Raw genomic sequence first — 23,189 nt, 5'->3', positions numbered from 1 at the left:
CTCTGTAAACGAACATCTTTGATTAAATATCTTTCCGTGTAATTTTTTAACTAAATATTTATTTTATGAGCATACCAAAAAAACACATATGTTATAATGGGAATTTAACAATAAAAAAATTTTTTCATTGTTATGTCAAATTATTCTTCAAAAATGATATGGATTTTCCTTTTAAGAATTCGTTGAATTGAATATACATACTGAAAAGTATTAAGGATATAAGAATTGGGAGATTTTCACTAGAAATGTTATTGGATAAGAATGATGTGAACTACCCGCCACTTAACGTCCTAACGGACTGTTTGTAGTGGGGGCTTCTCGGTTAATCATTACTTTTGATAGCTACGAATTTGTCCTAAGACAGCCGAGCTAACTCCCTTGTTCCAAAGGTTATTGAATTGTGATTTATCCTAACGCTAAAAGGCGTATTGCTTCATTTTTGATATTGATAGCTGCATTATAATCTCTATCAAGATTTACACCGCATATACAAGAATAGACTCGTTCAGACAATGTCATATTTTTCACATTTCCACAATTGCTACATGTTTTTGTTGATGGAAACCATTTGTCTATTTTCACAAGTTGTTTTCCTTGTTCGTTTAGTTTATAAGCTAAGAAAGAAGTGAACATACCCCACCCATTATCAGCGACACTTTTCCCAAAATGAAGTGCTTGCGATATCCCTTTCATGTTTAGGGCTTCAATGGCTACAACATCAAAATGAGTAGCTGATTTTTTAGACTCATGATGAAGGAAATTCTTACGTTGGTTAGCTACTTTCTCATGTGGCTTCGCTACACGAATACGTTGTTTATGCCAACGCTTAGAACATTTATTGCGTCTTGATAATACTCGTTGTACCTTTGCTAATTGGTCTAACATGTTACGATAGAACTTAGGATAATTGGCTTTCTTATCCTCAGAACTAACGTATAATCCATCCATCGCAAAATCTAATCCAACAACGGTTTCTACTTCTTTTTGTACAATTTCTTTTTCATATTCAGTCAAGATGGATACATAATATTTCCCAGTGGGTGTCATAGAAATCGTACATGACTTGATCCTATACTCTTGTGGTATCTCTCTATGTTGTTTGATACGTACCATTTTCAGTTTTGGCAATTTGATATGACCATGAAGCAACATAATATTTCCGTTTACTACATTCGTTGTATAAGACTTTCTGTCTTTTTTACTTTTGAATGTTGGAAAGTCATTATGACCACTAAAGAAACTCTTATAGGCAGTTTGCAAGTTGAGTTGAGCATTTGCCAAAGCTAATGAATCCACTTCTTTTAACCACTCAAATTCCTCTTTATATTTCGCGGGGGTTGGAAGTTTTTGTTTCTTTAGTTGTTCCTTATCACCTTTGTATGTTTCGTACGCTTCTTTTCGTTCAGCTAACATTCTATTATACACGAAACGTACACAACCGAAGGTTTTACGCATAAGATATGCTTGTTCTTCTGTTGGATACAAACGGAATTTATTAGATTTTTGTATCTTCATTTACAATTGATTTTCTTATTTTTAACAACAATATTATAATATAAAAATTTTCTGATGTATTTTAAGTCTTGTTCATTTATCCTATCAGAAATTTGAAGTACAGGTATAGGAATATTATTTATATCAATTTTATAATTAGTGATGATAAAATCATAGTTTTTAAAATTATTAGATTCTGAGTAAATATTTATTGTATTACCCAATTCTGAATTTAATTTGTAATAAATAAAGTTTTTCCAAGTTGTTGGTCCAGATAATAGTAATAACCCTTTTTGGGAAGAATTTAAATGTATTGCAAATAAAGTATTAAAAATTATATAGTGTATTTCATTTTTATTCAATCTGTTTTTTATAAGTGTTTTATTCCAAGAAATAATAAGAGGATGAATGATTCCGTAACTTTCCATTAATTCTGGGATTTCTCGTTTAAGATTATTACATTGTTCTAATATATATTTTGTGGGCAAATTATACTGCTTCAATATATTAATTTTGTTTATCTGATAAAAGATATCATGTTTTATTTTTTCTTTTGCATAAAAATTGAGCTTGAATTTAGATGAAATTATATCAAATATTGAAAGAGATGCCTTATAAAATTCTCGATGTGTTTCTTGGAAATAATTAGCGATATCGATTTTTTCCTTTATATTACCTTCTGAAATAAGGTGATATGATAAACTAAAAAAGTATAATTCTTTTTCTGAGAAATTCATACCATAAAATTGTTCAATTTCGGATATGGTACTTTTTATGCACTTTACCTTTTTGGAATAAAATATACTTTTAAAACCTGAATTTTGTGTAATTTGGCATTTATGCATATGTCTATTTACAAACACATTAATTATTATAGTTAATAAATTAATATCTAGATTAATTCCATAAGTTCTAGTAATATCGTCGATTTTTTTTTGTAAATATGGATGCAAATTCATAAACTCTTTATATTTTTGTATTGTGTAAAAGTAAATAACGTAGAAGTAACGAATATTTAATTCCTCGCCAGTTAATTGAAGAGTTTTAAAGCTAAATGTTAGTCCAAAATGATGGAGGGTTTTAGCGAAATTTTCTAATTTTTTTTTGAGTGTAGATTTACTCAAATATAATAATTGCGACCATTTTTCTAAAGTATAGTATTTACAGTTAAATATACCTAGTAGAATTTTGTGAATTTCGCTATTTATTAAATAAGGTGTTATTACGTGTGCTAGTTTATCAAAATTGGGTTTTTTCAATAGATATCCTTTAGCTGGTATAGTTATTATTTCCCAATTATTCGGAAGGATTTGTTTTAATTCAGAAATATCATTTAAAATTGTTCTATTTGTACAGTGCAATTGATTTGCTAATATTTTTGAAGGTATTATGTTATCATTTTCAATTAACTTTTCCAAAATATGAATTTTCCGTAGTAGTGTTGTATTTTGTATTATGTTTTTTGTGATTTCTTCCATATCATTACCCACCCAAACTTGTAAAAAAATAAAATATATACAATCCTATTGTTTTATAAGGTAATATATATTTTTATTTACATTATTTTTTGTTTTGAAAAAATAAATATTATAGGTTCAAATTGGTTATTTGTGTCGTTTACATTTTTTAAGAATAAACTTCTCTATTGATATTTGTATGGAATGAAATGAACTTTATAAATATATCCCTCCATAAAAATTATTATATGCAATTAAAGTAGCGTAGATTTTTATTCTAAGAAAACATAATTTTTCATCTATGAGTGAAAGATTATGTTTTCTTAGAATAAAAAAATAATTAATGAACTCCTTTGTAGATTGAAAATAGCATTAAATATTTTCTTTAAAATAAGTTTTTAGAAAAAAAGTTAGGGGTAAAGAACTAGATATTTTGTTGTTTGAAAAATAGTTGACAATTTCAAAAGTTAGATGTAATTTTAAAGTATAATTAAATAGTCTCTGTTAGGTGAGGCTCCTGTATAGAGAAACGCTGCTGCCCAAAAATGTCGAGAGACGCCAATGGGTCAACAGGAATGGTCGGAGAGAAGGCCTTTCTTAATGTAGCTGGTTTCAAACCTATGCTATACAGTGCTAAAACTCAACGAGGGAGAGGTGTGTGATAAATTGGTAGGATATTTGTTAGGAGATTTATTATAATTCTAGTATTTTCCGAAAATATAAAAAGCCTTTACTCTTTTTGAGTAAAGGCTTTTTATATTTTCAAATCTTAAAATAGAGGCGTAATAAAAGCCTGTTTTTATAAGATACCATAAAATACAGCAACTGATAATATTTCTGTCTTTATGTAATCTTTAATACAGTCTTATTAAGATGTATACAACATAATCAGAAGAGGGAATAGTATGAGAAAAAAAATAAAACAATTACTTTTAACAAAAAATATTTTTATAGCAGAGGATTTATTAAAAATTCCTCCACATGATATTGCAAAAGAAGTTAAAAGTTTTCGATTTAAAGACCAAGTCTCTTTAATAGATTTAATGCCTGCTGCAAAAAGTTCAAAAATTTTAAGGTATATAAGCCCAAAAGAAAGATGCGCGATTTTAAACAGTTTATCTGAAGATAAAGCTAAAATACTGCTAAACTCTCAACCAATTGATGAACTTGTCGACTTGTTTGTAGCTATAAATCCTGACAAAACCTTAAAATTAATGTCCTATTTAAGTAAAGAGAAACAACAAAAAGTAAGGGAGTTAATGATATATAAACCCGGGACAGCGGGTAGTCTTGTGACAAGTGATTATATCACAGCTAGAGAGAACTGGTCAGTAAAAAAGACTTTAGAATACATTAGAAAAATTGCTAAAGATGTAGAATCTGTATCTTATATTTATGTTTTGGATAACCATGGACAGCTTAACGGAATCATTTCCATACGCGAATTATTATTAGGGTTAGATTTAGAAATTTTATCAAACATAATGATTCGAGATGTTATCTCAGTATATGCTGATGACGATCAACAAGAGGTAGTACAAAAGCTAACTAATCATAATTTATCCGCTTTACCTGTAACAACAACAGGTAACAAAATGATTGGTATCATAACATTTGATGATGCAATGGACATAATGGAAGAAGAGGCGACTGAGGACTTTCAAAAGTTAAGTGGTAGTGAACCATTAAATGAATCTTATTTTGAAGCTTCTATTTGGAGTATATTTTCTAAACGTATTCCTTGGTTATTGCTTCTTTTTGTGGCTGAGGCATATACAGGTACAGTACTTAAGTATTTTGAAGACGAAATTGAAAAAGTAGTTGCACTTGCTTTTTTTGTTCCATTATTAGTAGGTACTGGTGGGAATACAGGAACACAGGTTGTAGCAACAATTATCCGTGCAATTGGAATTGGAGAAGTGAAATTTAAAGATATGTTTCGTGTTGTAGGGAAAGAGGTAATGATAGGGATGCTTCTTGGAATATCCCTCGGAATAGTGGGATTTATTCGTGTGCATATATTAGGAGTTGGATCAGTAGTTGCACAAGTTGTAGCAATAACAATGGTGTGCATTGTTATTTGGTCGTCAATAGTAGCTGCTGCCTTACCATTGATTATTAGAAAGTTAAAGTTGGACCCTGCTGTTATTTCTGGACCATTTATTACAACGTTCGTTGATGGAACAGGACTTTTAATTTACTTTATAGTGGCAAAAATGTTATTAAATATATAAACTTAAATTATTAACTAAATTTAATAGAGGGAATATCTCAAAGCGTTTAATTAATTTGGATTGTTATTAAATGGTAAAAAATGACTTTTACGGGTGAATTATATTCAGAATTTAGAATTATTGTTAATTATGAGAATATGAAATATTTATCTACTATATAAAACGGCATTTTCTTCATTTGAAAATGCCGTTTTATGAACTCTACCTATTAGTCATACATTCTATAACATTTAATTTAGCTCATTCCTATGACTAGATCAAAAGAAATCAGTAAATCATATTGAGAATATATATGTAAAGGATTTAGGAGTAGCACAATTTTTAACCTTTGTTTAATTGTATAAATTTAGGTGATCCGTTTATAAATAATGTGGAAAAATTACCCTTTTATATGTGAATTGTCTTCAAGAGTGACAACTTTTGTCATTTTTTCACCGTTACGATAAAATGTGGTTTCAATTTTCCCCTTCTTTCTTTTTTATATAAGTATTTACGTATTTGAATAGCATTTTCTATATTTTCCATCCAACTCAGTGATAACATCATACTATTGTAATCCTGCTTTTTCTGCTGGAGATATTGTATAAATTTCTCTTGATAAAACACCTTTTGGTAGATTTAACTGTTTTAACGAATAACCTTCAAATCTTCTAATGATACAACACTACACCAAGTGTTGGTCGTTTTACTATTCCATCTTTTTCAAGAGTTGTTATTATTGGTTTTACAATGTTGATGGGGATTGCAAAACCAATTCTTTCTACAGCTTTTTGTGTAATCTTTATAGAATTGATACCTATTACTTCACCATTTTGATTAAATAATGCACCACCGCTATTTCCAGGGCTAATAGCTGCATCTGTTTGAATGACCTGTACTTTCAGTCTAAAAGTATGAAAATTAAATTTTAGAGATATAAGTTATTATGCGCTTTGAAATAATACTAATATACAAATACGAATAAATGACATTAGAAGATGTAGCATTATTTTTTAGGAATTACAAGTAAGTTTCAATTTTTACATATAAGTATTGTAATTTTAATAATTAATTTGATTTTAAAAAACACCTATATATATATAGGTGTTTTTAAAATGTCAGTTAGATATAAAAAAATTAGATTGTATCCAAGTTTAAACTAAATATTTTCCTTCTAAAAATAATTCAGGTGAAATAAATTTTTAAATTAAAATGATATTAACAGTTCGATAGTTAATTTTTATTAAAATAATTTTTCATCTATAGAAGAAAAGACATATGATATTTTATCAATCATTTAATGTAAATTATATTATGGAAGGATTTAATAAAGGCTTACTGTTGGTGAAAAGTGGTCTTTAAAACCGAATAATTGTTTTAATAAACAGAAAAAGGGGGGGAGAGAAGTGGATTCTATTAATATGTTATTCAAAACAGTTATCACCACGTTAGGAGCATTTTGTGGGTATTTCTTGGGAGAGTGGAACACAGTGTTACAGATTCTTGTTTCAATCGTAGTAATTGATTACATTACAGGTGTGATTGCGGCAGGGTATAATGGGAATTTAAAAAGTAAGATAGGTTTTAGAGGTATTTCTAAAAAGGTGATGTTATTTCTTTTAGTTGGAGTATCAGCACAATTAGACACTGTATTTGGTAGTCATAGTACGATTCGTGAGGCAACGATTTTTTTCTTTGTAGGAAATGAATTATTGTCTATTTTAGAAAATGCTGGTCTTATGGGAATTAAGTTACCTAATGCTTTAATTAAGGCAGTTGAAATTTTAAATAATCAGAGTAAACAAAATAAGGGAGAGAAGTAATTATATACATTGTAAAAATTTTGTTATTTCACATGAGATACCCTTATATAAATATATATAGATTTTATGGTGATTTAATAATGTATTAGTTAAAACTAAACTATTTATATGCCTTAAGAAAATAATAAAGGTTCATTCATAGAACAAGGGGTAGATTCTATTTTTTTGCTGAATGAACGATATAGGAGAAGTGCTTTTATTGTATGAGTGTAACATGCATATTATGATAGCTTTTGTTCAAGTAAACTCATACTAGTTATCCAAGCAATGAGAATGTTGCATATATGGAATGATAACATTTAGAAGTATATATTTTAGGGAATCATTAAATTAATTGCAAATTCCGAAAAAATATTCACTAATAATAAATGGCTTTTTATTTAAAAACACTGATTGGAAAAGGATGAATATATACCTAACAGTTAGTAAAAGTCGATGGTAGTTTAAGTTACAAATATAAACAATAAAAAGGAGATATTCAATTATGGGATACATCATAGACTTATCAAAATGGAATGACAATATAGATTGGGATGTGGCAGCACCTCAATTGGATTTAGCAATTTGTCGAGTTCAATATGGATCAAATAAGAAAGATACTTTGTATGATGCACATGTAACGAATTTAGAAGCAAAAGGAATTCGACATGCTGCATATGCTTACGGATGTTATGAAAGCGTAAATGACGCAATTGTAGAAGCGAAAGATTTTCTGGCAAGGGTACATCCAAATGCAAAATTTTTAGTGTTAGATGTAGAAGATGATACATTAAAAGCGATGAAAGATGAGAATAAATTAGCAGAAGCATCACAAGCTTTTATTCAAACATGTAGGAAAGCTGGATGGAAAATCGGTTTATACGTGTCTCATCACATGTATGATTCCCATGGATTACAAAATGTCGATGCAGATTTTTTGTGGCTCCCACGTTATGGAACAAATGATGGTAAACCACAAAAGAAACCTTCTTACTCATGTGATATTTGGCAATATACAGATAATGGTTATATAAATGGGATTGGAAAAGTAGATATGAACCTATTACAAGGAAACAAAAAGCTAGATTGGTATGTTGGTGAACAAGCAAAATATATCGCAACAGGAGGGTTAGGTTTAAAAGCTTGTACTGAAATCTCACAATACCTTTTAGAACGTCGTTGGTGGGCGATAATGGAGTTTACGACAAATGGTGATGCATTTGTAAAAACAGGGGGTATATGTGAACCTAATTTAAGTGAATTTAGGGAATGGATGGATCAAAAAGGATGGTGGTATGAAGTGAAGGAATAGAACCAAGTTATAGCTTTATCGTGTCTGAGAAAATCAAAGTAGATGAATTATCTAAGTATAAGGTATATAACTCAAATAAACAAATATTCTATATTACAATTAAGAAATTGCATAATATGGCTCAATAAAAAATTTTTTATATGAATTTTTACCCTTCTATACAAACGATACATAATATATTTTGTTTATATAGAAGGGATGATATATAAAAAGCTATAGTAAAGAAAAGTAGTAACGCAGTGCTTGATACTGGAACAAAAAAGGAGTGAGAAAGATTGAGTACAGCAGGTATATTTTCAATTATATTGATTGGGATTTCTTCCAATTTAGATAATGCAGGTGTAGCAATTGCATATGGTATGCGTAAGATTCAAATTTCGTGGTTCCATAATCTTATTATTGCCTGTTTCGGTTTCCTATTTACATTGTTAGGAGGGATCTTCGGAAATTGGATATCATTATTTATTTCGGAATTTACAGCCAATCTCATAGGAGCTATTGTCCTTGGAGGAATTGGAATATTAGTTTTATGCCAGTCATTACTTAGCAAAGATGATCAGTTTCATCAAAAAACGGAAGATGGTAAGAGGAAAATCTTACATCAACCGGAATATAATGTTTTAAATAGTTCTAAAATAATTGGTTTATCTGAAACAATGATATTAGGAATTGCACTATCAATTAATAATATTGCGGGAGGCTTTGATGCAGGTATAACAAATTTAAATCTTTGGTGGACAGCTTTTGTTTCCGGAATCTTTAGTTTAATGTGTATGAGTATTTTTTCTGAAATAGGAAAGACTTTTTTGGCAGAGTATTTAGGGAAATGGGCGTCTGTTATTTCTAGTATTTTATTAATTCTTATAGGAATGAATCAAATTCTATAAATGTAAAATAAAGCATGAAAACAAAAATAAGAATAATTTTTATAGAACAATACTCCTCTCAATATATAAAAACTTAAGAGACCTGTAGTGTGATATCAAGTAGTTATTTTAGTGATTAAATCATTTAATTAGATATTCTCCCTTAAAAAAAGAAAATACAAAACTAGACCATTAATTATTGGTGAATTGATGGGATTTGAAAGAATGAAGAATGTCAGTAGACATCATCTATCAAAGCTCCTTCCGGGTGTATAAATTTGGTTGTTGCGTAGTAGTGCATTCCCAAAACGTACAAATTTTCTTGCAGTTAATGTGAGTACTCTTTTGTACTTATACTTGGGTACTTTCGCGGATGTTTCACATAGTAATCACGATATTCAGAAATGGGATGACTCACAGAGTTAGCGGCTTCAACTACGTAATAACATAGATACTCATTTCCAGATCGTATTGGTGATGTGTTTTCTGCAGTAAAGCGGCGGACTGATATTTCTCCCAGAATAGTCCTTGCTTACTTTGCGATTCGAGTTTCATCGACAAAGAAGTCAATTTGACCAATCTCAGTGACGATATCGGCTGCGAATACGGGATCTACACCTGGAATACTGTCAAGTGTTTGAGGTAACGTTGACATGATGCTTTCTAGGACTTTCTTAATCTCTTTAATCTGAGCCTGTTATTAAAAAGATTTTAATTTTGAATTAAATAGTAAATGTAATTTGGAAACTACTAAAGAACATCGTACGTCTTGAGAGGCAAAGAAGATAGAAGAAGGGGGACTTCAATACCATCTTTATCATGGAAACTCACTGATATGTTCCCATAGGATTTCTGGAAATTCGTTGTATATATGCCATTTGTTATAGGTGTGATTCTGTATGTCTCCCCCTGTTTAATGATGTATTGGTTGAGATAAAGAAAAATGGACATTTTCTATTTTTAAAGGTGCTGTCGAGCAGTTTCCTATTGTCCAAAAATATTCTAAAGATAAAAAAATCATCTGGCCAGATGATTTTTTTATTGGTGTAAATAGTATAGATAGCTTATTTTGAACATTACATAAAACGATGTAAAGATACCTTATTTCAATTTGTTATATGGTTTCATCTATTGATGAAAATATATATGTTTTTTTGTCAACTATTAAATATATAATTCGCTTATACTCAAAAATCATGATGTAGGAGGTTATCATATGAAAAATGAATTAAATAATTCAGAAACAAACTCGCAGGGTCTATTAGGATATTATTTTAACGATTCTAACTTTGAAAAAACTGCTTTAATGACAATCACTGAGACGGGTGATTTATCCATTTCTAATGTTCATATGGATTCTATGATTCCAGATGAGCACCAATTTTTCCGATCTGCCATATGGAAGGGCCGGGTTCAAGTAAATAAACAAGGAGATTATGTATTCTCTACATCAAATAATAATCATGTAGCCCTTTGGATTAATAATGAAGAGGTTATAAATCGCTCATCGCATTCTCAGAAAATAAAGTTAGAAAAAGACAAGTTATATGAAATTAAAATAAAGTACCAATTGGAAACACCTTCTGACAAAGGCATAGATTTGAAACTGTACTGGACGACTCCAGATAATCATAAAGAAATAATTCCTAATGGTAACTTATTATTACCAGAACTGAAACCGAATCCTTCACAAACAACAACATTACAAAGTGATGGGGAAACGGATGAACTTCTATTTGATGCATCCGATGATGCGCCTAAAGATAGTGATAATGATGGAATTCCAGATGATATGGAAATCAATGGGTACACGGTGGATGTAAAGAATAAAAGAATGAGCCTTGTACCATGGAACGAAAAGCTACATAGAAAAAAGGGACTGACCAAATATACTTCTTCCCCTTATAAATGGAGTACAGCTTCTGATCCATATAGCGATTTACAAAAGGTTTTAGGTCAGATCGATGGAAATGTAAAACCAGAAGCGAGGAATCCACTGATTGCAGCTTATCCTAATGTAAGTACTGAAATGGAGAAAATTATTATCTCTAAAAATATAGAGAGCGGAACGAGTCATGGAACGAGTGAAGGAACGAGCCATGGAACGAGTGAAGGAACTAATCATGGAACGAGTGAAGGAACGAGTCATGGAACGAGCATAAGTAAAAATACTAGTAATAGCCATACAGATTCTAAACAATGGGATATACATGGTAGTGTTAGTTCTGGATTCAGTCTTTTTGGTCCATCTATATCTATATCTGTATCTGGTGGTTATAGTTCTACAAATTCCACTACAGCAACAATTGATGAGTCGCAATCAAAGAACTCTGAAACGAGTTCTGGAACGACTTCTGAAACAAATTCTGGAACGAGTTCTGGAACGAGTTCTGAAACGAATTGGTCTCAAACATTAAATATCCATGAAGGAGAGGCTGCAAATTTAAATGCAAATATACGGTATAAGAATGAAGGTACGGCGCCAATTTATAATGTGAAACCAACTACATCATTAGTTTTGGGTGAAAAGGAAGTAATTGCTACTACAAAATTAAAAGATAATTTAATTGCTCAAAAAATTCTGCCAAATACTACTTATCCTGTTGAAGGACAAGCAGCAATTGCATGGAATACAAAAGATGATTTTGGTGCAAGCCCGATAACAATAAATTATGACCAGCTACAAACCTTAGAAAAAACTCAAAAATTAAGATTAGAGACCAATCAAGTTTATGGAAATGTAGGTGTTATTAATCCTCAAAACGGAATGATAGAAGTTAGCAATAACTTTGAATGGGATAAAATCATTCCACAAATTGAAAAGACTACTGCAAAGTTAACTTTTGATGGTATGGGATCTTTTATAGAAAGAAGAGTAGCAGCAGTAGATCCTGATGTCCCGGTAGAACAGACGAAGCCGGACGTTATTTTAAAAGATGCTCTTGCATTAGCATTTACATTTGAAGGTTTTAAGAAAAACGAAAAAGGTTATCAATATAAAAACTATACATTTGATTCTCTTCATATGATTATTGATGAAGAAACTGCAGAAAAATTTAAGACGCAAGTAAAACAAGAAGGAAACAGTAAACCAGATATATTTAACATGCAATTACATGCAGGAATGAATATTCTATTGAGTCCATCTGGATGGGTAACGAATGAAAAAAATGAAAAAGTGTATTACTACAATCCAAAAACAGGACAAATGGCAAAAGGCTTGTATCCAATTGATGGGAAGCAATACTATTTCGGTAGTCCAGGAGATACTACTGATCGTCGCTTAGAAACTGGAGAAATGGCAAAAGGAATTCTTCAAATTAACGAAAAGCAATACTATTTCGGTAGTCCAGGAGATGGTACTGGCTTAGAAATCGGAGAAATAGCAACAGGCTGGAAATCCCTTAACGGGGAGCAATACTATTTCGGTAGTCCAGGAGATACTACTGATCGTCGCTTAGAAACTGGAGAAATGGCAAAAGGAATTCTTCAAATTAACGGGAAGCAATACTATTTCCTTTTCTATAACAATCCAACAACTGAACAAAGAGAAGCAATGGGAAAAATGCAAACTGGCTGGTATAAAGTTGACGGAAAGCAATACTATTTCGGTAGTCCAGGAGATGGTACTGGCTTAGGAAATGGAGAAATGGCAACAGGCTGGAAATTCCTTAACGGGGAGCAATACTATTTTAGTCCCAAAAAAGATGATAGATTTGAAAAAGGAGAAAGGGTAACAGGTTGGTATACCATTGACGGGAAGCAATATTATTTCCTTTTCTCTAGCAATCCAACAACTGAACAAAGAGAAGTAATGGGAAAAATGCAAACTGGCTGGTATAAAGTTGACGGAAAGCAATACTATTTCGGTAGTCCAGGAGATGGTACTGGCTTAGGAAATGGAGAAATGGCAACAGGCTGGAAATTCCTTAACGGGGAGCAATACTATTTTAGTCCCAAAAAAGATGATAGATTTGAAAAAGGAGAAAGGGTAACAGGTTGGTATACCATTGACGGGAAGCGATATTATTTCCTTTTCTCTAGCAATCCAACAACTGAACAAAGAGAAGTAATGGGAAAAATGCAAACTGGCTGGTATAAAGTTGACGGAAAGCAATACTATTTCGGTATTACAGGAGATGGTACTGGCTTAGGAAACGGAGAAATGGCAGCAGAATGGCGCTTAATTAGCGGGAAGCAATACTATTTCGGTATTACAGGAGATGGTGCTGACCTAGGAAACGGAGAAATGGCAACAAACTCTCGTTTAATTAACGGGAAGATATACTATTTCGGTATTACAGGAGATGGTACTGGCCTAGGAAACGGAGAAATGGCAAAAGGCTGGAAACTCCTTGAAGGGAACCGCTACTATTTCGGTAGTCCAGGAGATGCTAACGGTCCAGGAGATGCTAACGGCTTAGAAACTGGGGAAATGGCAAAAGGCATGTATACAACCGGTACGGCGGAAAATTGGGTGATGTACTATTTCAATTCTTTAGGAGTATATGAAAAAGAAATACAATATACGAATACGAATGGCTTCACTCAGTCTGTTGCGTCTAATTAACGGGAAGCAGTACCAGGTTTTTATTCCAAGAGCGGTTATTCCAGAAGAAGGTGATGGCTTAGGAATCGGATAAATAGGAAGTTAACGTGCTAGAAATATATGTCGATATTGGAACCGGAGGAGTATATACAATTTAAGGGATATAATTCTCACGAAATTCAAATTCATGATGCTCTATACGTAAGGAATGTTATTCGAAGTATTTCTTCAATTCCATAAATTTTTGTATAAATGGGATCACTAAGTATCTCTTATCAAATTTTAACTCCTTAATTATAGAAGAAAAAGGAGTTTCAAAATTTAGTATCTAAGGTGTTAAAAGAATATTGGGAAAAGTAAAATTTTGTAGAGATACAGGTTTTTATTAATTACAAATAAAGCTTGTACCTCTACAAAAGGTGTTTAAAAGCATATATAGTGTATACGTTTTTTCAACATCCTTATTTCCATATGAAATGAATCTAATTTCATTACCATTCTTCATTAAAGTCATATCAATTGTTTTTTATTATATAAAAATTTTACATTGTAGGAGGGAATTTTATGCAGGTTAAAAATAAATTTTTGTTTAAAGTCTTTAGTACTGTTTCTGTTATCTCTCTATTATCTGTAACATTCGCAACGTTTCCTAAAAGTACATATGCGATAAATAAAGGCCACATAGAAGAGAAGGAGAAGGAGAAACAAAAAGAAAAAGATGAGAAGAAAGAGAAAAATAAAGAAGAAAAAGAGAAAGAATTTATAAAAGATATTGTGAAGCCAGACTATACAAGTGAAAAAAAAGAAATGGCTCAGCAAACTGAACAAATGCTAGAAAAGATTCCTCATGAAGTATTAGAAATGTATGATAAAATAGGTGGAAAAATTTACATTACAGATAAAGAGTTAACAAAACAGGATGAGCTGAAAAATCTTAGTGAAAAAGAGAAAAATGTTATAGATAGTAATGGAAAACCAGCCTCTCTAGACTCGCGTTTTGTATTCGCAAAGGGCGGTAAGAATCCCGCTTTAATCATACGTATTGAAGATTATCAAAACGATAATGAAAAAAGAAAAGAAGTGTACTATGAATTAGGGAAAGAAATCATTCGGGACGTTTTAAATGAGAAAGAACTGGAAGGCGAACCATTTATTAAAGCAGTAAATAAGGCAAATGAAGATAGCGATAGTAGAGATTTGCTTTTTGGAGAATCGTTACAAAAAGAATTAAAGTCCGATAACAAACCAATAGATAAAGAGTTTATTAAAAAGCATCTAACTGCATTTCAAGACGTATTTGCGCAAGCGTTCTCGCAATATTTTGAATCTGAGCATAAAGAATCTTTAAAATTATACGCGCCTGATATGTTTAAGTATATAGAAGAACTGGATCAGAAAAGATTCAAAGAAATTAATGACAGCATGGAGAATAAGAAAAATTCAGAAGAAAATAATAAAGATAAAACAATAAAAGATTTTAGTCGAGACATAAAGGCTGCTGATATTTGGTATAAAGAAGTATTTAAAGATTTTAACAATAAATTAAATCCTGAACAAAAAGCTTCTATACAAATGTATACAACTCAAAACTATAAGACGATAAACAAGGGATTACGAGAGAGTAATTTACCTGAAGATAAAGAAAAGGAAGTTAAAAATATCTCGGAAGCTTTAAATAAATCATCTCTTCCAGAAAAAGTGGTTGTATACAGAAAAACAGGAAAAGATTCATTAGGTTTAGAGATCAATACTAATTTTAAAGATCAAAAGGTTATAGAAAACTTGAAAAATAAATTAGAACACTCTACTAGAGAAGAGAAGGCTTTTTTAAGCACGTCAATAGCTAATCATTTTAGTGAGTCTTTTGACGTAAAGTCAGTTCTATATAAAATAACCGTACCAAAAGGTACAAAAGCTGCATATATTTTTGGTGACCTTGCAACTTACCAAGGGGAATCAGAATTATTAATAGATAAAGGATATTCTTATGAAATTACTAAAATAAGTACTTATGAGCATACAAAGAATACTGGAACAAAACAAACTAATTTATTAGTAGAAGCCACATTATTACCTAAATAGGTTCTGTTGCAAAGTTTCACAAGAGATAGACATAGATCAGCGTGTATGATTAAATATTATGCAGCCGCTAGTAATGGTTGTAATTCATTGTACGTCGAAAAGACGAAGTCTGTTTAAAGACTTCGTCTCTGTTTATATAAGGCATGAATAGTTTCGATTCCTTTTCTTACAATTAGTCACCTGTTTTTCAGTGTGCTAATTCATGAAATGTCAATTGGATTACTTTATGCATACGGCTACGAATCATCGATAATTCACTATCCAATTCGCTATACAATCTAGAAAGAGATTTTAACTGATAGAATAAATTGTCAGTTCCAGTAGATACCCTTCGGGTAACTATGAAATGAGTGAGAGCCAATCGGTGTGTATCGCTCCGGTCTGTCTTATGAATCCACAAAGAATCACATTGCAGTTTGGCTTCTAATGGATTCAATAAATAATATGTATACTGGTTATCTTGCATGAATCGCTCTAGCTGTCTGGAATAGATACCTGTTGCTTCGAACACAATTTCAGGTGATTCACCAGTTTCATCTGTAAGCTCATGTATCTTCATATAGACTGTATGGTTTAACTTAAGCCTGCACACGCCACGTTGATCCATTTGATCTAAGTCTTCCAATAAAAAATAGCCTAAATCACGAATACACAGATCACCAGGTCGTAAGGTATCTAAGCGATCTGTACCAAATGTTTTATCGTTATTTTTCCTGGTCCTACCTGGAAGTTTAAAAACTGTCCGCTGTGTAAGTCATATTCTAATTGAATTTTTATACCCGCTGTTTGTGTACAACCACCTGATCCAGTATATACATGAGCTAAATGTTTTGGTACTTGGAAAATCGTCGCATCTAAAATACGAATGCGTTGAAAATACGCGAGTGTTGCTCTTGAAATGGCTGATGTTTCACAAAGTTTACTTTTCCGTAATATGGAAAAGTGTATTTCGAAAATTCAACAGCTTTCCTATCAAAGCGCTTATTGAGTCCTTCTGGACTCATAAGAGTGCCTGTGGCTGCGTGTAATTGGCTACATAATCGAACGAGAGAACCGCTCGCTGTACGTTGGCTTATCCAGTTACATATGGTAGCTAATTCATTTCTTGAAAATTTTTATTTTCTTTTTATAAACCCTAATTCTTTTGCCAGTTCTTCCAAAAGGGAAGGTGTTAAATGGCGGTACAGCTCTTCAGAAAATAGTTGTAATTCATCTTGAATCGAAAGATTCATAAAAGACATCATCCTTTCTAGTTAGTTTTTTAGAAAGAATAACGTTTTTTTGCACTTGGGGTAGTGAAGTTTCTTAAGTTGATGAGCATGGGGCTGCATTAATTAAGGCTAAGAAAGAAAACATAGATCCTTATATACTTTTAGAAACACTTATGCCTTGGGATAAATTTATAACTTCTGTAGAGGAAGCTAAACAACTGTCTCGACCTATGAATTTTGATTATCTTGATTTATTAGAAAATCGATACGATCACTTACGTAAATATCCTCCTGCATTACTACGTACTTTAGAGTTTCAGTCTACAAATTATGCTAAATCTGTATTAAGTGCTTTAGATACCATCCGTGAATTAAATGAATCAGGAAAACGTAAAGTACCACAAGGAGCAACATTAGGTTTTGTATTAAATAGATGGCAAAAACATATATACAATGAAGACGGAAATATTAATCGACATTTCCATGAATTAGCTGCCTTTACTGAGCTACGAAACTATGTACGTTCTGGAGATATTTCTATTATAGGAAGTCGACAGCATAAAGATTTTGATGAATACTTAGTGCCATCCCAAGATTGGAATGATTGCAAAGAAATGGGGATACGTTTAGCTATTTCTACACATACGGATGAGTATATAGTAGAACGCACACAAACTCTTTTAGGGTGAATTGCAACGTTTTCTAAAAATGCTCATTGTTTAGATGGAGGAGATATCGACAAGGGGAATTTTCTTCTTCATCGTTTAGAAAAGGATACTTCAGAGGAAGCCGAACAATTAAGTGCAAAGCTCTATCACATGTTACTTCGCATTAAACTCACAGATTTACTTCTAGAAGTCGCAAATTGGACAGGTTTTGGACAACTTATTCATGCATCCACAAATAAGCCACCTAAAGGGGAGGAGATTATCATTTCTCTTGCTTCACTTATGGCTATGAGAACCAATATTGGACTTACTAAAATGGCAGAAGCTACACCAGGTATTTCCTATCATCAGTTAGCCAATGCAAGTCAATGGCGAATGTATGATGACGCGTTAAATCGCACACAAGCTATATTGGTTAATTTCAAAAAAAATTATCTCTTGCTTCTTATTGGAGCGACGGTACTACTCCATCATCAGATGGAATGCGTGTACAAATTGGAGTGTCATCATTGAATGCTAGCGCTAATCCACACTATGGTTCTGGTAAAGGAGAAATCATATATCGATTTGTCAGTAATCAATACTCTTCTTTTTATACAAAATTTATTAATACCAACGCAAGAGATGCTGTGCATGAAATTGATGGGTTACTTCATCATGAATCTGATCTAATGATTGAAGAACATTATACGGATACTGCCGGTTATACTGATCAAGTACTTGGCTTAACTCATCTGCTAGGATTTCGTTTTGCACCTAGATTAAGAGATTTATCAAGTTCTAAACTATATACAATTGGTTCACCTACAGATTTTTCAAATATAGAAGGTCTTATACGAGGACAAGTAAATATGAAATTGATTTATGAAAGTTATGATGATGTTTTACGGATTGCACATTCAATTCGAGAAGGAAAAGTATCGGGGGCACTCATCGTGGGTAAATTAGGTTCTTACACTCGTCAGAATAAAGTAGCAAAGGCATTAAAAGAAATGGGAAGAATTGAAAAAGCTATCTTTATTCTAGATTATCTTTCAGATAAAACGTTACGTAGAAAAGTTCAACGTGGCTTAAATAAAGGTGAAGCAATGAATTCTCTAGCAAGAGCTATCTTTTTTGAGAAACACGGAGAATTCCGTAAACGTGCTTTCCAAGACCAATTACAACGAGCAAGTGCATTAATTGTTCTCATTAATGCTATTATTATTTGGAACACCGCATATTTAAGTAAAGCTGTAGAAATGTTGAGAAGTACGTATGGTTTGAATGAAGAACTATTAAAACATATTTCACCACTAGGATGGGAGCATATCAACTTTTTAGGTGAGTATCGATTTAATATGAAAGACACTTCAACATTAGAAAATCTTCGTCCTTTACAACAAGTCTAAAAAAAGAGCAGGATTTCTCTGAGAGTAGAAAATCCTGCTCTTTTTATGTCGAAATTTGCTTAGCGTATATTTTCGTTAAAATGTGGGCGGTACGCCTTATTGTACTTGGACACAATTTATTTACTACATTATTAAGTAAGTGTATCACTTACATCATGTATCTTTTATAAAGAAGTATGTCGAATTTAAGAATATTAGTTTTTTATGAAAAAGAAATATATAACTTTGAAATTAAGTCTTTTGCAATTGTCCATATTTCCTTTTCATATAAAATTTTCTAAATACAGAAGAAATGTAAGTATAGAAGCATTTCTTCTGTATTACATTAACTATGAGTTTTCTTCTTTTGTTAAGTGACTATGTTTTTTCGAATAAACAAAGTATACAACTACTCCGATTGCTAACCAAGCACCGAAGTATATCCATGTTCTTAACGGTAAGTTTACCATTAAGAATAAACAACATGCAATTGAAATGATCGGTAAAATCGGTACAAGCGGTACCATAAAACCACGTTTTAATTTTGGGTGCTTTTTACGAAGGATGATAACTGATACACCAACCATCGCAAATGTTAGCAACGCTCCAATATTCGCTAAGTTTGATAATTCTTTTAAATCGATGAATCCAGCAATTAAAGCACTACCAATGCCTGTTAACCAAGTTGAAAATGTAGGTGCTTCTGTCTTCTTGTTAATTTTCACAAAAGATTTTGGTAATAAACCGTCACGACTCATCGCAAAGAATACACGTGTTGTTGCATAGATATAAGCAAAAATTACAGCCATAATACCTATTATAGCTCCGACAGCAATTACACCCGCTACTTTATCCTGTCCAATAGCTGCTAGTACATATGCCATTGCTTCTGGTACATCTAATTCTTTATAGGAAACCATACCAGTCATAACAAGACAAACTACAATGTAAATGATTGTACAAATAACTAACGATGTAATAATACCAATTGGAAGATCACGTTGTGGATTTTTTACTTCTTCTGCTGAAGTTGCTAATGCATCAAAACCTAAGAAAGAAAAGAATACTGCTGCTCCTCCGGCAAAGATTCCACTTAAACCATATGGTGCAAATGGTACCCAGTTTTCTGGTTTTACGTAGAATACACCAACAACAATAAATAAGACAATAATACTAATTTTAATTAAAACCATTGCGTTATTTACACGTTTACTTTCTTTCGTACCACGTGATAACAACCATGTTAATACGAGTATGATGATTACTGCTGGCAAGTTCACAATACCACCTTGAGATGGAATCGTTAACAGAGCTTTTGGAATTTCTAAGCTAAATCCACTCACTAAGTTCTGGAAATAACCCGTCCATCCCCCAGCAACAGCTGCTGTTGTTACAGCGTAAACTGCTAGTAACGTCCACCCCATTAAATGGGCTACAAACTCACCAATTGTTGCATACGAATATGTGTACACACTACCTGAAACAGGCAGTGTAGATGCAACCTCTGCATAACATAAAGCTGCAAATCCACAAACAATTGCTGCAATCATAAATGAAAAAATAACTGCTGGACCAGCATCTCTTGCTGCTACTAATCCAGTTAATACAAGAACTCCTGTACCAATTATTGCACCAATTCCTAGCATTGTTAGGTCAAATGCCCCTAGTGTTTTTGTTAAAGTCTTACTTTGGCTTTCACCTAACAATTGCGTAACAGATTTTTTTCGTAATAAATTGATAATATATGCCTCCTTTTATGAAAGAAGAGCTAAGATATCCTTCCTAGCTCTTTTTTCATAAAATCAATCTATGTTATAGGTTATCTAAACCTTTATTTTACTTCATTTGCAACAAAGAAATGCTCGCATACACTTGAAATACGTTTTAAGTCCACATTTCCGCCTGAAATAACTGCTACTACCTTTTTGTCTTTTATATATTGATCAACTTTTCCTGCAAGAAGAGCAGCGGTAGCTAATGCGCCTGCTCCTTCTACGACAGCTTTTCCACGTTGTAGTAAATCCTTCATGGCTACTTCCAATTCATCTTCTGATACCGTTACAATATCATCTACTAATTCTTTTACAATTTCAAAGGTTAAATTTCCTGGTATTTTAACAGCACATCCATCTGCTATTGTAGGTGCTTCATAATGTGATACAATTTTTCCAACATCATAAGAAGCTTTCATTCCATGGAAATTAGCAGCTTGAATACCAATAATATTAATTGAGGGATTAAATGATTTAAGTGCAACTGCAATTCCTGAAATAATACCTCCACCACCAATAGGCACAATTACAGTATCAACATCCCACATATCATCAAGAATATCTAAACCAATTGTTCCTTGGCCTGCCATTACCTCCGCATCGTCATATGGATGTAAATATGTTTCGCCTGTTTCCTGGATTATTTCTTCACATTTAACCTTAGCATCATCAAAGGTATCGCCATGTAAAATAACTTCAGAACCATATCCTCTAGTAGCATCAACTTTAGCTTGTGGTGCAGAAGTTGGCATAACAATTTTACTTTTGATTCCAAGTAAATGAGAGGATAATGCAACACCTTGCGCATGATTCCCAGCAGAGCAAGCAATTACACCACGTGCTTTTTCTTCATCTGTTAAATTTGAAATTTTATTAAATGCACCACGAAATTTAAATGATCCCGTTAACTGCATATTTTCCAATTTCAAATATACTTCTCCGCCGGTTTTACTTGTCAAATAGAAAGATTTAACAAGAGGAGTCTTACGGGCTTTTCCAAAAAGAATCTGTTGAGCCTTTTTTATATCACCAATGTTAAGTGGCAAACTTTTATTGATCATATTAACACTTCTTTCAATGGGATATATTCTAACTCTAATGTTGAGCCTAAATTTTCATAGGTAATAGTACCTTTATAAATGTTTATACCAGATGCCAAAGCTGGTTTGATATTTATTGCATTTTCTAATCCATCTTTAGCAATTGCTAATAAGTATTCAATATTGCCATTTGCTAAAGCCATGGTCGAAGTACGTGGGGTGGCACCAGGCATATTTGGTACAGCATAATGAATTACATCATGTTTAATAAATATTGGGTTATCATGTGTTGTATAGTGATCAACTGTTTCAACTGTTCCACCCTGGTCAATTGCAATATCAACAATAACACTACCGGGCTTCATGGATTGAACCATATATTCTTTTACAATTTTCGGTGGTTTAGCTCCTGGTATCAAAATAGTTGAAATAAATAAGTCTGCCTCTTTTATATGTTTTTCTAAGTTTTTAGTATTAGATTCAATAACTTCGACAGAACCATTCGCATATTTTTCTTTTAAATAAGCAATTTGTGTTTTGTTTAGTTCTAAAATAGTCACATGGCAACCAATTCCAATTGCCATATCACATGCATTAATAGCCGCATTACCTCCACCTAAAATGACAACATTCCCAGCGTGGATACCCTCAATACCTGATAATAAAATTCCTTCTCCTTGATGTTGTTTTTCTAGATAATAAGCTCCCATAAAGACTGCACGACGACCAGCAATCGCACTCATAGGCTTTAATAGAGCTAAAACACCATTATTACTAATTGTCTCTCCAGCAATTGCAGTAGTTCCTACTTGCTTCATCGTTTCCACACATTCTTTAGAAGCTGCTAAGTGTAAAAATCCCCAGACAATAAGGTCTTTTTTAAAGTAATGATATTCTGCAGGTAAGGGTTCTTTTACTTTTACTACCATATCAACATCCCAAGCTTCTGCTTGAGTTACTAAACTTGCACCTGCATTTGCATATTCATCATTTGTATATCCAGAGCCTAAACCAGCATCTTTTTGTACTAATACTTGATTACCTTCTTCAACTAACTTTCTAACATTTTCAGGAGTCATTCCTACACGAGCTTCTCCTTTTTTTATCTCTTTTACTACTCCAATTTTCATTATTAACACGTCCTTTCAAAACGAGTTTATTTCTCAGACAATACCAGCGATTACGATTACGAGAGAATAATATAAAAATATATTTATGGTTTCCACATATATTCTTTTTTATCGCCTGATTGCCCCTATAAGATAGCAACATTCAAATTCCCATGTCAATTAATTGTGAGATATTTCACAAAATATCTTTAATTTGCAGGTAAAAAAAAAACATTGCAAAATA

At 32.2% G+C, this 23,189-nt stretch carries 11 protein-coding genes, 5 pseudogenes and 1 riboswitch; of the genes and pseudogenes, 7 read left to right on the top strand and 9 right to left on the bottom strand.

Going from position 1 to position 23,189, the window contains the following annotated elements:
• Positions 1 to 405 precede the first annotated feature (405 nt).
• A complete protein-coding gene (locus DN407_RS30975; protein ID WP_149217190.1) occupies positions 406 to 1,515 on the bottom strand; it encodes an RNA-guided endonuclease TnpB family protein in 1,110 nt (369 codons plus the stop codon).
• Positions 1,512 to 2,972 (bottom strand): AcpB/EbpR/MafR family transcriptional regulator, encoded by a 1,461-nt coding sequence (locus tag DN407_RS30970; protein WP_149217189.1) that lies wholly within the window; start codon positions 2,970 to 2,972, stop codon positions 1,512 to 1,514. Before DN407_RS30970 ends, DN407_RS30975 begins: the two co-directional genes overlap by 4 nt.
• A 472-nt stretch (positions 2,973 to 3,444) precedes the next feature.
• A riboswitch (M-box (ykoK) riboswitch) is annotated at positions 3,445 to 3,611 on the top strand.
• A gap of 245 nt (positions 3,612 to 3,856) precedes the next feature.
• On the opposite strand from DN407_RS30970, the gene mgtE reads away from it, so the two are divergent.
• Complete coding sequence (mgtE, locus tag DN407_RS30965) at positions 3,857 to 5,185, top strand: magnesium transporter (protein WP_149217188.1); 1,329 nt, start codon at positions 3,857 to 3,859, stop codon at positions 5,183 to 5,185.
• Between the two features lie 379 nt (positions 5,186 to 5,564).
• Here the strand turns inward: mgtE and DN407_RS30960 are convergent.
• A pseudogene (locus tag DN407_RS30960) lies at positions 5,565 to 6,066 on the bottom strand (S1C family serine protease); the annotation flags it as partial.
• A 504-nt stretch (positions 6,067 to 6,570) separates the two neighbouring features.
• On the opposite strand from DN407_RS30960, the gene DN407_RS30955 reads away from it, so the two are divergent.
• The 3 genes from DN407_RS30955 (at position 6,571) to DN407_RS30940 (ending at position 9,165) form a co-directional block, all read left to right on the top strand.
• Positions 6,571 to 6,987, top strand: coding sequence for a phage holin family protein (locus tag DN407_RS30955; protein WP_149217187.1), 417 nt, complete (start codon positions 6,571 to 6,573; stop codon positions 6,985 to 6,987).
• A 484-nt stretch (positions 6,988 to 7,471) separates the two neighbouring features.
• Complete coding sequence (locus DN407_RS30950) at positions 7,472 to 8,278, top strand: GH25 family lysozyme (RefSeq protein ID WP_149217186.1); 807 nt, start codon at positions 7,472 to 7,474, stop codon at positions 8,276 to 8,278.
• Positions 8,279 to 8,553: 275 nt separating this feature from the next.
• On the top strand, positions 8,554 to 9,165 hold the full coding sequence (locus DN407_RS30940) for a manganese efflux pump (protein ID WP_149217185.1): 612 nt from the start codon (positions 8,554 to 8,556) through the stop codon (positions 9,163 to 9,165).
• 224 nt (positions 9,166 to 9,389) lie between these two features.
• Here DN407_RS30940 and DN407_RS33070 read toward each other — a convergent pair.
• Positions 9,390 to 9,841, bottom strand: a pseudogene (locus tag DN407_RS33070) (transposase); the annotation flags it as partial.
• 519 nt (positions 9,842 to 10,360) lie between these two features.
• On the opposite strand from DN407_RS33070, the gene DN407_RS30930 reads away from it, so the two are divergent.
• On the top strand, positions 10,361 to 13,714 hold the full coding sequence (locus DN407_RS30930) for a binary toxin-like calcium binding domain-containing protein (protein ID WP_149217183.1): 3,354 nt from the start codon (positions 10,361 to 10,363) through the stop codon (positions 13,712 to 13,714).
• Positions 13,715 to 14,257: 543 nt separating this feature from the next.
• Complete coding sequence (locus DN407_RS30925) at positions 14,258 to 15,775, top strand: ADP-ribosyltransferase (protein ID WP_149217182.1); 1,518 nt, start codon at positions 14,258 to 14,260, stop codon at positions 15,773 to 15,775.
• Between the two features lie 56 nt (positions 15,776 to 15,831).
• On the opposite strand, the pseudogene DN407_RS32605 reads toward DN407_RS30925, so the two are convergent.
• Together DN407_RS32605 and DN407_RS33065 are read right to left on the bottom strand one after the other, a co-directional pair.
• Positions 15,832 to 15,939: pseudogene (locus DN407_RS32605) on the bottom strand (IS6 family transposase); the annotation flags it as partial.
• A gap of 23 nt (positions 15,940 to 15,962) precedes the next feature.
• Positions 15,963 to 17,007, bottom strand: a pseudogene (locus DN407_RS33065) (IS4 family transposase).
• A gap of 89 nt (positions 17,008 to 17,096) precedes the next feature.
• On the opposite strand from DN407_RS33065, the pseudogene DN407_RS30910 reads away from it, so the two are divergent.
• Positions 17,097 to 19,045: pseudogene (locus DN407_RS30910) on the top strand (Tn3 family transposase); the annotation flags it as partial.
• Between the two features lie 329 nt (positions 19,046 to 19,374).
• Here the strand turns inward: DN407_RS30910 and DN407_RS30905 are convergent.
• The 3 genes from DN407_RS30905 to ald all read right to left on the bottom strand — a co-directional run bounded on the left by DN407_RS30905 (position 19,375) and on the right by ald (position 22,966).
• On the bottom strand, positions 19,375 to 20,766 hold the full coding sequence (locus DN407_RS30905; RefSeq protein ID WP_149217181.1) for an amino acid permease: 1,392 nt from the start codon (positions 20,764 to 20,766) through the stop codon (positions 19,375 to 19,377).
• 89 nt (positions 20,767 to 20,855) lie between these two features.
• Positions 20,856 to 21,857, bottom strand: a complete 1,002-nt coding sequence (tdcB, locus tag DN407_RS30900; RefSeq protein WP_149217180.1) for a bifunctional threonine ammonia-lyase/L-serine ammonia-lyase TdcB — start codon at positions 21,855 to 21,857, stop codon at positions 20,856 to 20,858.
• Complete coding sequence (ald, locus tag DN407_RS30895; RefSeq protein ID WP_149217179.1) at positions 21,854 to 22,966, bottom strand: alanine dehydrogenase; 1,113 nt, start codon at positions 22,964 to 22,966, stop codon at positions 21,854 to 21,856. The genes tdcB and ald overlap by 4 nt, the downstream gene beginning before the upstream one ends.
• Positions 22,967 to 23,189 lie beyond the last annotated feature (223 nt).

The organism is Bacillus sp. JAS24-2 (assembly GCF_008274905.1).
Taxonomy (GTDB): domain Bacteria; phylum Bacillota; class Bacilli; order Bacillales; family Bacillaceae_G; genus Bacillus_A; species Bacillus_A cereus.
This window is presented reverse-complemented; position numbering and strand designations above follow the sequence as displayed.